Origin of the sequence: Streptomyces sp. NPDC093261, assembly GCF_044753645.1 — a bacterium.
GTDB lineage: Bacteria > Actinomycetota > Actinomycetes > Streptomycetales > Streptomycetaceae > Streptomyces.
Map to the genome: position 1 here is coordinate 106,631 of NZ_JBIVNO010000022.1, position 12,302 is coordinate 118,932.

The 12,302-nt window shown below is 71.7% G+C and carries 8 protein-coding genes; 7 read left to right on the forward strand and 1 reads right to left on the reverse strand.

Annotated elements, in window-relative coordinates; translation table 11 throughout:
- Window positions 1–257 precede the first annotated feature (257 nt).
- The 4 genes from ACIP94_RS32690 to ACIP94_RS32705 all read left to right on the forward strand — a co-directional run bounded on the left by ACIP94_RS32690 (window position 258) and on the right by ACIP94_RS32705 (window position 8,724).
- Window positions 258–2,396, forward strand: coding sequence for an ATP-binding protein (locus ACIP94_RS32690; protein ID WP_402433830.1), 2,139 nt, complete (start codon window positions 258–260; stop codon window positions 2,394–2,396).
- Between the two features lie 212 nt (window positions 2,397–2,608).
- Window positions 2,609–4,276 (forward strand): PucR family transcriptional regulator, encoded by a 1,668-nt coding sequence (locus ACIP94_RS32695; RefSeq protein WP_402433858.1) that lies wholly within the window; start codon window positions 2,609–2,611, stop codon window positions 4,274–4,276.
- A 184-nt stretch (window positions 4,277–4,460) separates the two neighbouring features.
- On the forward strand, window positions 4,461–5,906 hold the full coding sequence (locus ACIP94_RS32700; protein ID WP_402433833.1) for an aldehyde dehydrogenase family protein: 1,446 nt from the start codon (window positions 4,461–4,463) through the stop codon (window positions 5,904–5,906).
- An 871-nt stretch (window positions 5,907–6,777) separates the two neighbouring features.
- Window positions 6,778–8,724 carry an acyl-CoA dehydrogenase family protein gene (locus ACIP94_RS32705; protein WP_402433835.1) on the forward strand — a complete coding sequence of 649 codons (1,947 nt, stop codon included), beginning with the start codon at window positions 6,778–6,780 and terminating at the stop codon, window positions 8,722–8,724.
- Between the two features lie 100 nt (window positions 8,725–8,824).
- On the opposite strand, the gene ACIP94_RS32710 is transcribed toward ACIP94_RS32705, so the two are convergent.
- Window positions 8,825–9,241, reverse strand: a complete 417-nt coding sequence (locus ACIP94_RS32710) for a hypothetical protein (RefSeq protein ID WP_402433838.1) — start codon at window positions 9,239–9,241, stop codon at window positions 8,825–8,827.
- A gap of 134 nt (window positions 9,242–9,375) precedes the next feature.
- Between ACIP94_RS32710 and dxr the strand changes: the two genes are divergently transcribed.
- From dxr to ACIP94_RS32725, 3 genes are all read left to right on the forward strand, one after another.
- Window positions 9,376–10,632 carry a 1-deoxy-D-xylulose-5-phosphate reductoisomerase gene (gene dxr, locus ACIP94_RS32715; RefSeq protein WP_402433841.1) on the forward strand — a complete coding sequence of 419 codons (1,257 nt, stop codon included), beginning with the start codon at window positions 9,376–9,378 and terminating at the stop codon, window positions 10,630–10,632.
- Window positions 10,629–11,933 (forward strand): M50 family metallopeptidase, encoded by a 1,305-nt coding sequence (locus tag ACIP94_RS32720; protein WP_402433843.1) that lies wholly within the window; start codon window positions 10,629–10,631, stop codon window positions 11,931–11,933. The genes dxr and ACIP94_RS32720 overlap by 4 nt, the downstream gene beginning before the upstream one ends.
- A gap of 169 nt (window positions 11,934–12,102) precedes the next feature.
- Window positions 12,103–12,302: flavodoxin-dependent (E)-4-hydroxy-3-methylbut-2-enyl-diphosphate synthase (locus ACIP94_RS32725; protein WP_030422095.1), on the forward strand; the 200-nt coding region annotated here is incomplete at its 3' end.

The window sequence follows — 12,302 nt, forward strand, 5'->3', positions numbered from 1 at the left end:
TGGAGGTGGGCTCCGGCGGGGGTGTTTTTCGGACGCTTGCCTTCTTTTCTCGCAGGCTAGAGGCGGTTGCGGAGGGTGGGCATGCTCCATGTGGGCGCCTTGTGCGCCGCTGCTTGTCCGCCGTGGACATAGCGGGGGAGACGGCGGAGCGTGACGCATCACCGCAGGCCCGGCGCCGTATGCGGTGAACTCCCCGCGAAGCGCGTTAGATTGACTCGCTGATGGTGGACGGAGCGGCTGGTCAGGGGGCAACGGCGATGGACAGCGAGGGGACGCAGGACGCGCGGGGCACACGGGCCACTCCCGTGCCGCGTCCGGCGGGGCCGCCGGAACACCCGGGACGCTCCGGGGTGCCTCCCAGGCCCACCGAGGCGCCGGGGGTGCCCCCTCTGCCCGACGGTACCGCCTTCCTCGCCTGGGTGCGGGCCCCACGGCCCCAGGCCGCGCCGGGCGTCTGGCGCTTCGGCCACCGGCCCCGCCCGGATGAGGAGCCCGAGCAGATCCCGGCCCGGCAGTTGCTGAGCGGCGCGCTGATCGCGTTCCTGGTCGGCTGGCTGCTGTGGTCGCTGCTGTCCAACGGCTACCTCGGCGACTGGTGGATCCTGCCCCTGTATCTGCTGACTCCGGACTCCTGGCGCCAGAGCGGCAACCACGGCGATGTCTTCAACCTGATCCTCTGGGACGGCTACGACCTTCTCATCGTGGTCGGGATCATGCTGGCGGTGGGCCGGCTGGGCCGTTGGGGCGAGGTGTGGCGCCGCTTCCTGGCGCCCCACCTGAGGCGCCGCGAGCACGAGCCGCCCCCGCCCGCCCCCGAGGACGACCCCGCCCAGTGGAACCAGCTCCGCGCCGCGGGCGCCCATGACGCCGCCGACCGGCTCGCCGCCGAGGCGCGCGCCGGGCTGATGCGGGACGTCGACCACGCCCGGATCACCCGCGCCTGGCAGGGCGTGCTGAACGGCCGGCACAGCCTGGCCACCTTCACCGGCACGGTCCTCGAGGACGGCGCCGCCGCCTGTCCGCACCCGTCCGGGGTGCGCGACCTGCCCGTCCGGCTGGCCCGGCACGACCTGATGACCGGCCAGGTACGGCTCGGCACCACGGTCGACGACCCGCGCAACCCCTACGGCTACCGCGGCACCGGACTCGCCCTCGGCCCCGATCTGCTGGGCACCTCCCTGGTCGCCGTCGGGCCCGCCGGTTCCGGCAAGACCGGCTCGGTGGTGTGGCCGCTCGCCGAGTCGCTGTGCCTGCACGCGCTCGCCGGACGGGCCGCCGTGGTCGTCGTCGGCGCGGCGGGCGCCGGACTCGGCCCGGCGGACACCTACGACGTCGTCGTACGCGTCGGCCATCCCGAATCGGTGTACGACCTGGACCTGTACGGCGGGACCACCGACCCCGACGAGGCGGCGGCCGTGCTGGCCGAGGCCCTGGTGGGGGATCTCGCCGACCCCCACCCCGGCGGGGACAGCCGCCGCTCGGCCACCGTGCTCGCCCAGCTCCTAGGGCCCTATCTGGCCGTCCACGGCCGCTTCCCGTCGGTGCCCGAACTGCGGCAGCTCCTCGACGGCACGCCCGGCCCGCTCGCGGCGCTGCGCAAGGCGCTGACGGAATCCGGACAGGACTCGCTGCTGAGGGAGCTGGACGCGCGCGAGCGCCAGGCGCGCCACCCCGGCGATGTGGGCGCCGTCCTCGCCGACCGGGTCGCGCTGCTCGACCGGCCTGCCTTCGCCTCGTTCTTCGACACCTCCGGACAGTCCCGCCCCTTCTCGCTGCGCGCCCTGGACCACCCGGTCCGGGTCCGTATCGACCTGCCCGAGCGCGGCCACGCCGACGCCTCGCGGATCCTCGCGCGGCTGGTGCTCGCCCAGTTCACGGCCAGCGTCGCGGTGCGCGAGGACCGGTCGCTGTTCGCGTGCCTGGTGCTCGACGACGCGACCGGTGTGGTGACCCCGGAGGCCGTCCGGGGCATCCAGCGGCTGCGCTCCGCGAACGCCGGCACCGTGCTCACCCTGCGCACTCTGGACGATGTGCCCCGGCCGCTGCGCGGGCCGCTGCTCGGCGCCACCGGGTGCCGGATGGCGCTGTCCGGGCTCACCCCCTGGGACGGGCAGGACTTCGCCGAGGTGTGGGGCAAGGAGTGGATCGAGGCCCGGGACGTCACCGACCGGCAGATCATCGCGGAGACCCCCGCGGGCAAGGCCCTGCACATGCTGCGCCGCGTGATCACCGGCCGGGCGCCGACCGCGCGCGCCGTGACCGTCCGCCAGGTGGAGCGCGAGCGCTGGTCCGCGTCGGAGCTGGCGCACGCGGTGCCGCCGGGGCACGCGGTGCTGTCCCTGACGAACGTGAACGGTGAGCACGCCCCGCCGCTCCTGGTGAACCTGCGCGGCTGAGGCCTTTGCGCGGGGTGTCCGGAACTCCCGGGCAGGAGGACCGGATATACGGGCACGGCCGGACCGTACGGTGAGGCAGAATCGACAGAGGTCGTTCATACGTGGCGGCCAAAGCATCACCATGCTCACCTCGTCCGTGCCCCTCGCGGATTCCGTGAAGGACTCCGTCACGGATCCCGTGAGGACTCCCGTCCGTGCAGACCGAAGGCCCCATGCCCCCCACGCTCGCCTCGCTCGTCCACCACTCCGCGCTCAAGCTGACCGTGCGCGCGGGTGAGGACCGTCTCGACGTCCCCGTCCGCTGGGCCCACGTCAGCGAGCTCGCCGACCCCGTGCCCTATATGGAGGGCGGGGAGCTGCTGCTGATCACGGCGCTGAAGCTGGACGCCGAGGACCCGGAGGCCATGCGGCGCTATGTGAAGCGGCTGGTGGGCGCCGGGGTCGTCGGCCTCGGGTTCGCCGTCGGCGTCAACTACGACGAGATCCCCAAGGCGCTCGTGGACGCGGCGCGCGAGGAGGGGCTGCCGCTCCTCGAGGTGCCCCGGCGCACGCCCTTCCTCGCCATCAGCAAGGCCGTCTCCGCCGCCATCGCCGCCGAGCAGTACCGGGCCGTGACGGCGGGGTTCGCCGCCCAGCGGGAGCTGACCAGACAGGCCCTCAGCGACGGCCCCGAGGGGCTGCTCGCCGCGCTCGCCCAGCAGGTCGACGGCTGGGCCGCGCTCTACGACGCCTCCGGCGCCGTCGTCGCGGCCGCGCCCGAGTGGGCCGGGCGGCGCGCCGCCCGGCTGACCGCCGATGTGGAACGGCTGAGGGAGCGGCCCGCGCCCGCGAGTTCCGTGGTCGGCGGGCCGAACGGCGAGGACCGGGTCGAGCTGCACTCCCTGGGCACCGGACGCCGCCCGCGGGCCGCGCTCGCCGTGGGGACGGCCGCCGCGCTGGGCACCGCCGAGCGGTACGCGGTCCACTCCGCCATCGCCCTGCTGACCCTGACCACCGAGCGCTCCCGGTCCCTGCACGCCGCCGAGCAGCGCATCGGCACGGCCGTGCTGCGCATGCTGCTCGCCGGTGAGCCCGACCATGCGCGGGCGGTGGCCGGGGATCTGTACGGCGATCTGCTGGACGCGCCGTTCCGGCTGATCCTCGCCGAGTCGGCCTCCGCCTCCGCGGCCCGGGCGCACGCCGACGGCCACGCGCGCGTGGCGCCCGCGCCACCGACCGCGGCGGCGCTCGCCGCGGCCGAGACGGACGGCGACCCGCTGGACGGGCTCGCGGAGACCGTGGAGTCCGCCGCCGCGCGCTCCGGGGAGTCCGTGCTGGTCGTGCCCGACGGGGAGCGACTGGTCGTGCTCGCCGGGGACGGCGGCGCGGCCGTCGCGGCCTGCCAGGAGTACGCGCTGGCGGTGCAGGCGGCCCGGGCCGCGACGCGGGATCAGCCGGCCGCCGACGAGGACGAGTTGGTGGTGGGGGTCTCGGCGCCCGCCGGTCCGATCGCCGCGGCGGCCGCGTACAAGCAGGCCGAACAGGCCCTGTCGGTGGCCCGGCGGCGCGGCCGGTCGCTGGTCGAGCACGACGAGCTGGCGGCCGGCTCGGTGCTGCCGCTGCTCCAGGACGACGCGGTACGCGCCTTCGCGGACGGCCTGCTTCGGGCGCTGCGCGAGCATGACGCGACCGGCCGGGGGGATCTGGTGGCCTCGCTGCGGGCCTGGCTGTCACGGCACGGCCAGTGGGACGCGGCGGCGGCCGACCTCGGCGTGCACCGCCACACACTGCGCTACCGGATGCGACGCGTCGAGGAGATCCTGGGACGCTCGCTCGACGACCCGGACGTACGGATGGAGCTGTGGCTGGCGCTCAAGGCGACGGCCACGGCGGGGGAGTGACGGCGGAGGGGCACCCCGACCGGCGCGCTCCTCCGACTCCACCCCGGACGCCTCCCGCTGTACATCCCGTAGAACCCCGCCCTCGCACTGCTCCTTGCCGGACAAGCGACCCTTCGCCGCCCCGGCCCTACCGTGGACCCCGAACGTCAAGCACAACCCATCTCCGAAGGGCCGGGACTCGACCATGACCTCCACCCACGCCTTCTGGCTCGCCGGCCGCCAGGCCACCGGTGAGACCACCTTCGACGTCGCCTCCCCGTGGGATGGCCGGCTGGTCGCCAAGGTCAGCGTGCCGACCGAGGCCCAGGTCGAGGAGGCCGTGGCCGCCGCGTACGCCGTGCGGGACGAGTTCGCCGCCACCCCGGCCCATGTGCGCGCCGCCGCCCTCGACCATGTCTCCAAGCGGCTGGCCGAGCGTACCGAGGAGATCGCGCAGCTGATCTCCGCCGAGAACGGCAAGCCCATCAAGTGGGCCCGTGGCGAGGTCGGCCGTGCCGTCTCCGTCTTCCGCTTCGCGGCCGAGGAGGCCCGCCGCTTCAACGGCGGCGAGGGCCAGCGCCTGGACACCGACGCGGGCGGCCAGGGCCGCCTCGCCCTGACCCGCCGCTTCCCCAAGGGCGTCGTCCTCGGTATCGCGCCGTTCAACTTCCCGCTGAACCTGTGCGCCCACAAGGTCGCCCCCGCGATCGCCGCCGGCGCCCCGATCATCCTCAAGCCGGCCCCCGCGACCCCGCTGTCCGGCCTGATCATCGGCGACCTCCTCGCCGAGACCGAGCTGCCCGCCGGTTCCTGGTCGATCCTCCCGGTCACCAACGACCGTATGCCCGCCCTGGTCCAGGACGAGCGTCTGCCGGTCATCTCCTTCACCGGCTCCGACAAGGTCGGCTACGCGATCATGGACTCGGTGCCGCGCAAGCACCTCACCCTGGAACTGGGCGGCAACGGCGCGGCCGTCGTCCTCGGCGACTACGCCGGCGACGCGGACCTGGACTGGGCCGCCACCCGCATCGCCACCTTCTCCAACTACCAGGGTGGCCAGTCCTGCATCTCCGTGCAGCGCGTGATCGCCGACGCCTCGGTCTACGACCGGCTGCTGCCGCGGATCGTCGCCGCCGTCGAGGCCCAGGTCACCGGCGACCCCTCCGACGACGCCACCGACGTCGGCCCGCTCGTCAGCGAGGACGCGGCCAAGCGCGTGGAGTCCTGGGTCGACGAGGCCGTGACCGCGGGGGCCACGCTCCTGACCGGCGGCAAGCGGGACGGCGCCTCCTACGCGCCGACCGTCCTGACCGACGTACCGGCCGAGGTGACCCTCTCCTGCGAGGAGGTCTTCGGCCCCGTCCTCACCGTGCAGAAGGTGGACGGCGAGGCCGAGGCGTTCGCCGCCGTCAACGCCTCCAAGTACGGCCTCCAGGCGGGCGTGTTCACACACGACCTCCAGGTCGCCTTCCGCGCCCACCGGGCCCTCGAGGTCGGCGGTGTCGTCATCGGCGACGTGCCCTCCTACCGCGCCGACCAGATGCCGTACGGCGGCGTCAAGCAGTCCGGTGTCGGACGTGAGGGCGTGAAGTACGCGATGGACGACTACACCTACGAGCGTGTGCTGATCCTGACGGGCCTGGCTCTCTGAGCCACCCCGCACGCCGACGGCCGGAGCCCGCTGTGCGGGGGCTCCGGCCGTTTCCGTTGCCAGGGGCGCTGAGCAGCGACAACAGCTCGGAGGAGGAGACGTGGCCGAGCTGGTTGGCCGTCAGGAGTATCCGGTGGAAGTCGATCACTGGGGATTCGCGTTGCAGGACTGGGACGACCGTCAGGTGCCGCTGCGGTTTCCCGAGGGTTTCGAGCAGGTGTCTTTCTTGCCGCGCGTCCTGGGCGGCCGGACTTCGCCAGTGCGGAGCACACCCATGTCGCCGCCCTCACCGTTGAGGTGTGGGATGCCGAGCCTCCCGTTCCTTCCGGGATCTGGGAAGAAAGTGCCACGGCCGGCGTCTTCTGCTCGTCGGGCAGGCTCGAGGCGAGGTCGGTGACCGCTGGTCCGATGCCGGAGCAGATTCCGCTGTCGGACGGCCCCGGAACCTGGTGCGTGCGTGTGGTTTGCGCGGGACGGCAGGCACGCGCCGAGTTGGCCGGGAAAGGCCCTCAACCAGGCCGCCGCCGACCCCGCGGGGAACTCTGGCGAATGACAATCATTTCCAGATAAGGTGGAGGGAGAGGGCCCGGCGCCGATGCCTTCCGGCGCCGGGCCCTTCCCGTGCCGGAGAGTGCCGAAGACGCCCGTCGACTTGACATCGAGCCGCATGCGGCGGACGTTCGCTGAGGCATATTCCCGGGCGTACGGCTGCGCGAGGACTGGTGGGGGCTCCCGGATTGGGGTACCAACGATCGAGTAGCACCGGTCAGTAACGTACGCCCGCAAGATCGCCGTACGGCCTCCTTGGCCGCCCTGCGGCTTCCTGTCGACGTACGACCCATAAGCCCCGATTCGCGGCGAGGTGAGCCTCATGTCCGCACCAACAGCCCCCACTCCCAAGCCCACCGTCACCGAGCGTGAGGCCCGCCAGGTCGCGGAGGCCGCGCGCGAGCAGGCCTGGCGCAAGCCCAGCTTCGCCAAGGAACTCTTCCTCGGCCGTCTCCGGCTGGACCTGATCCACCCCCACCCGCTGCCCGCCGAGGAGCACGTCCAGCGCGGCGAGGAGTTCCTCGCCAAGCTGCGCGACTTCTGCGAGACCCAGATAGACGCCGCCCGTATCGAGCGCGAGGCGCGGATCCCCGACGAGACGATCAACGGTCTCAAGGAACTGGGCGCCCTCGGCATGAAGATCGACACGAAGTACGGCGGTCTCGGCCTCACCCAGGTGTACTACAACAAGGCACTCGCCCTGGTGGGCACCGCGAGCCCCGCGATCGGCGCGCTGCTCTCCGCGCATCAGTCGATCGGCGTACCGCAGCCGCTGAAATTGTTCGGCACCCAGGAGCAGAAGGACACGTTCCTGCCGCGCTGCGCCCGCACCGACATCTCGGCGTTCCTGCTCACCGAGCCGGACGTCGGCTCCGACCCGGCCCGCCTGGCCACGACGGCCGTACCGGAGGGGGACGAGTACGTCCTCGACGGGGTGAAGCTGTGGACCACCAACGGCGTGGTCGCCGACCTGCTCGTCGTCATGGCGCGCGTGCCGAGGTCCGAGGGTCACAAGGGCGGTATCACGGCGTTCGTCGTCGAGGCGGCGTCCGAGGGCGTCACCGTCGAGAACCGCAACGCCTTCATGGGCCTGCGCGGCCTCGAGAACGGCGTCACCCGCTTCCACCGGGTCCGGGTCCCGGCCGCCAACCGCATCGGCCCGGAGGGTGCGGGCCTGAAGATCGCGCTGACCACCCTGAACACCGGCCGACTGTCACTGCCCGCCATGTGCGTCGGTGCGGGCAAGTGGTGTCTGAAGATCGCCCGCGAGTGGTCGGCAACCCGGGAGCAGTGGGGCAAGCCGGTCGCCCTGCACGAGGCGGTCGGCTCGAAGATCTCCTTCATCGCGGCGACCACCTTCGCCCTGGAGGCCGTGGTCGACCTGTCGTCGCAGATGGCGGACGAGGACCGCAACGACATCCGCATCGAGGCCGCCCTCGCCAAGCTCTACGGCTCCGAGATGGCCTGGCTGATGGCCGACGAACTGGTCCAGATCCGCGGCGGCCGGGGCTTCGAGACCGCGGAGTCCCTCAAGGCCCGCGGCGAACGGGCGGTCCCGGCCGAGCAGATGCTGCGCGACCTGCGCATCAACCGCATCTTCGAGGGCTCCACGGAGATCATGCATCTGCTGATCGCCCGGGAGGCCGTGGATGCCCATCTGTCCGTGGCCGGTGACCTGATCGACCCGGACAAGTCCCTGGCCGACAAGGCGAAGGCGGGCGCGAACGCCGGTGTCTTCTACGCCAAGTGGCTGCCGAAGCTGCTCGCCGGGCAGGGCCAGATCCCGGGCGCCTACGGCGAGTTCCACCGTGAGGTCGACCTCTCCGGGCATCTGCGGTTCGTCGAGCGCAGCGCTCGCAAGCTCGCCCGGTCCACCTTCTACGGCATGTCCCGCTGGCAGGGCCGCATGGAGACCAAGCAGGGCTTCCTGGGCCGGGTCGTGGACATCGGCGCCGAGCTGTTCGCGATGAGCGCGGCCTGTGTGCGGGCCGAGCATCTGCGCAGGAGCGGACAGCACGGACGCGAGGCGTACCAGCTCGCCGACACCTTCTGCCGGCAGTCGCGGATCCGCGTCGACGAGCTCTTCGGCCGGCTCTGGAGCAACACCGACGACCTCGACCGGAAGGTGGTCAAGGGCGTGCTGTCCGGTACGTACGCATGGCTGGAGCAGGGGATCGTGGACCCGTCCGGCGAGGGCCCGTGGATCGGGGACGCCCATCCGGGTGAATCCTCCCGCAAGGATGTGAGGAGGAAGATCCCGAAGAGCTGATCCACGTCTGTGCGCAGGGCCCGGCCGCTCGGTGACGTGCGGCCGGGCCTTCGTGCGGGACGCGTGGCAGCCGTGCGGCAGGCGTGCCGGAGGTGCCGCGTCAGCGGGTGCAGAATCCGAGACCCCTGAGGGCCGCGTTGATCTGCCTGCCCTGGGCCTCGGTGGTCGTCACGTCCTTGTACGTGAAGCGCTGCGCCGCCGAATGGTCGAGGTCCCGGGCACGTCCGTTGATCGCGCCGCACTGGTCGCGCGCGGCGTCCACGGCCCTGTCCTCGTACCTCACGATGTCCGGGTTGGCCGCGGCGAGGGCCCGGAGCAGCCCCGCGCGCTCGGAGGGGGTCGGCTCGGGCGGTATACCGGCCGCCCTGGCGGTGGCGCCGGTCCGGCTCACCCGGGTTTTCCGGTGGCTGCCGTGGCCCTTTGTGCCTCCGTGGTGCTTCGGGCCACTGCTGTGGCCGGAGCAGGCGGTGAGCGTCAGCACGGCTGTCGCCAGGACGGTCAGGTGGCGGATGCGCATGGTTCCCCCGAAACCCATGTGGTCTTCAGAAACGCGTGTGTCTCAGCGGACGACGCGGCACCCGCCTGCGCGGTTCCCACCCGGCCGAGGGATGCCCTGTCCTCCCGGTGACGCGGTGCGGCAACAATGGAGGGATGAGCGACAGTCCAGCCCCTCTTGCCGACCCCCATCTCGTCTTCGACCCCGTGGACGGAGTGCGGGACGTCGTGATCCTCGGCTCCACCGGCTCGATCGGCACTCAGGCCATCGACCTCGTGCTGCGCAACCCCGAACGGTTCAAGGTCACCGGGCTTTCCGCCAACGGCGGCCGGGTGGGACTGCTCGCCGAGCAGGCCCGCCGGCTGCGGGTGCGCACGGTCGCGGTCGCGCGCGAGGACGTCGTCCCGGCCCTGCGTGAGGCCCTGGGCGCCCAGTACGGCCCCGGGGAGCCGCTTCCCGAGATCCTCTCCGGGCCCGACGCGGCCACCTGGCTCGCCGCCTCCGACGGCCACACCGTCCTCAACGGCATCACCGGTTCCATCGGCCTCGCACCCACCCTCGCCGCCCTGGAGGCGGGCCGCACCCTCGCGCTCGCCAACAAGGAGTCGCTCATCGTCGGTGGCCCGCTGGTGAAGGCCCTGGCCAAGCCCGGACAGATCATCCCGGTCGACTCCGAGCACGCCGCGCTCTTCCAGGCCCTCGCCTCCGGCACGCGCGCCGACGTACGCAAACTCGTCGTCACCGCCTCCGGCGGCCCGTTCCGCGGCCGGAGCAGGGCCGAGCTGGCCCATGTCACACCCGAGGACGCGCTCGCCCACCCCACCTGGGCCATGGGTCCGGTCATCACCGTCAACTCCGCGACCCTGGTGAACAAGGGCCTCGAAGTGATCGAGGCCCATCTGCTGTACGACATTCCCTTCGATCGCATTGAGGTTGTCGTGCATCCGCAGTCGTATGTCCACTCGATGGTGGAGTTCACGGATGGATCGACGATGGCGCAGGCGACGCCCCCCGATATGCGAGGGCCGATCGCCATCGGTCTCGGCTGGCCCGAGCGGGTGCCCGACGCGGCCCCCGCCTTCGACTGGACCAAGGCCTCGACCTGGGAGTTCTTCCCGCTGGACAACGAGGCGTTCCCGTCGGTCGGACTCGCCCGGCACGTGGGAGAGCTCGCGGGCACGGCCCCGGCGGTGTTCAATGCGGCCAATGAGGAGTGCGTCGACGCGTTCCTGAGCGGCGCACTGCCGTTCCTCGGGATCATGGAGACGGTGACGCGGGTGGTGGAGGAGCACGGCACCCCCGCTGCGGGAACTTCCCTCACCGTCGCGGACGTCCTCGAAGCGGAGACCTGGGCGCGCGCCCGGGCGAGAGAACTGACGGCGCAGACGGCAACCGCGGAGGCTCGTGCATGACGACCCTGATGATGATCCTCGGCATAGTCGTCTTCGTGTTCGGACTGCTGGTCTCGATCGCCTGGCACGAGCTGGGGCATCTGTCGACGGCCAAGCTCTTCGGCATCCGTGTGCCGCAGTACATGGTGGGTTTCGGCCCGACCGTCTGGTCCCGCAAGAAGGGCGAGACCGAGTACGGCATCAAGGCGATCCCCTTCGGTGGCTACATCCGCATGATCGGCATGTTCCCGCCGGGCCCCGACGGCCGGATCGAGGCCCGGTCCACCTCGCCGTGGCGCGGGATGATCGAGGACGCCAGGGCGCAGTCCTTCGAGGAACTCCAGCCCGGTGACGAGGACCGGCTCTTCTACACGCGCAAGCCGTGGAAGAGGGTCATCGTCATGTTCGCGGGCCCCTTCATGAACCTGGTGCTCGCCGTGGCGGTCTTCCTCGGCGTGATGATGACCTTCGGCGTCCAGACGCAGACCACCACGGTCTCCAAGGTCTCCGACTGTGTCATCCAGCAGAGCGAGAACCGCACGAAGTGCCAGAAGGGCGATCCGGCCACGCCCGCCCAGGCCGCCGGCCTCAAGCCTGGGGACAAGATCGTCGCCTTCGACGGCCGGCAGGTGCCGGACTGGAACACCCTCCAGTCCGACATCCGCGCCAACCCCGGCAAGGACGTCACGATCACCGTCGAGCGCAAGGGGCGGCAGGTCGACCTGCACACCCACCTGATCAAGAACCAGGTGAGCAAGACGGACGGCAACGGCGGCTATGTCGAGGGCAAGTACGTCTACGCCGGCTTCCTCGGCTTCACCCCCGCCGCCGGCATCGTCCCCCAGTCCCTGGACCAGTCCGTGCAGCGCATGGGCGACATGATGCAGAACGGCGTGGAGTCGCTGGTCTCCCTGCCCGGCAAGGTCCCCGCCCTGTGGGACGCGGCCTTCGGCAACGCCCCGCGCCAGCCGGACTCCCCGATGGGCGTCGTCGGCGCGGCCCGGGTCGGCGGCGAGGTGTTCACCCTGGACATCCCGCCGTCCCAGCAGATCGCGATGATGCTGCTGCTCGTCGCGGGCTTCAACCTCTCCCTGTTCCTGTTCAACATGCTCCCGCTGCTCCCGCTGGACGGCGGGCATATCGCGGGCGCCCTGTGGGAGTCGCTGCGCCGAGCCCTGGCCAGGGTGCTGCGCCGCCCCGACCCGGGCCCCTTCGATGTGGCCAAGCTGATGCCGGTGGCGTACGTCGTGGCCGGGATCTTTATCTGCTTCACCTTGCTCGTCCTGGTGGCCGACGTGGTTAACCCCGTGAAAATCTCCTAGCCACACGGTGTTGGCGGCGGCCGGGGAGACTCTCTTTCCGGCCGCCGCCCTTTGGGTGGGTTTAACGGGCGGTGATGTGCTGGCGTCCACGCGCGTGGCGTAATCTCGGGGCTTGGAGCCCGCCGTTTCGGGACCGGACCTTGATCCACAACTTGGGGTTGCACAGCAGATGACTGCGATTTCACTCGGCATGCCGTCCGTTCCGACCAAGCTCGCCGAGCGCCGGAAGAGCCGGCAGATCCAGGTCGGATCCGTGGCGGTCGGCGGAGACGCGCCGGTGTCGGTGCAGTCGATGACGACGACGCGTACGTCGGACATCGGTGCCACGTTGCAGCAGATCGCGGAGCTGACGGCGTCCGGCTGTCAGAT

Bases quoted from the DNA above. Each gene is read 5' to 3' on its own strand.
- ACIP94_RS32690 (WP_402433830.1), top strand. From the start codon at position 258: ATGGACAGCGAGGGGACGCAGGACGCGCGGGGCACACGGGCCACTCCC.
- ACIP94_RS32705 (WP_402433835.1), top strand. From the start codon at position 6,778: ATGTCCGCACCAACAGCCCCCACTCCCAAGCCCACCGTCACCGAGCGT.
- ACIP94_RS32700 (WP_402433833.1), top strand. From the start codon at position 4,461: ATGACCTCCACCCACGCCTTCTGGCTCGCCGGCCGCCAGGCCACCGGT.
- ACIP94_RS32720 (WP_402433843.1), top strand. From the start codon at position 10,629: ATGACGACCCTGATGATGATCCTCGGCATAGTCGTCTTCGTGTTCGGA.
- dxr (WP_402433841.1), top strand. From the start codon at position 9,376: ATGAGCGACAGTCCAGCCCCTCTTGCCGACCCCCATCTCGTCTTCGAC.
- ACIP94_RS32695 (WP_402433858.1), top strand. From the start codon at position 2,609: ATGCCCCCCACGCTCGCCTCGCTCGTCCACCACTCCGCGCTCAAGCTG.
- ACIP94_RS32710 (WP_402433838.1), bottom strand. From the start codon at position 9,241: ATGCGCATCCGCCACCTGACCGTCCTGGCGACAGCCGTGCTGACGCTC.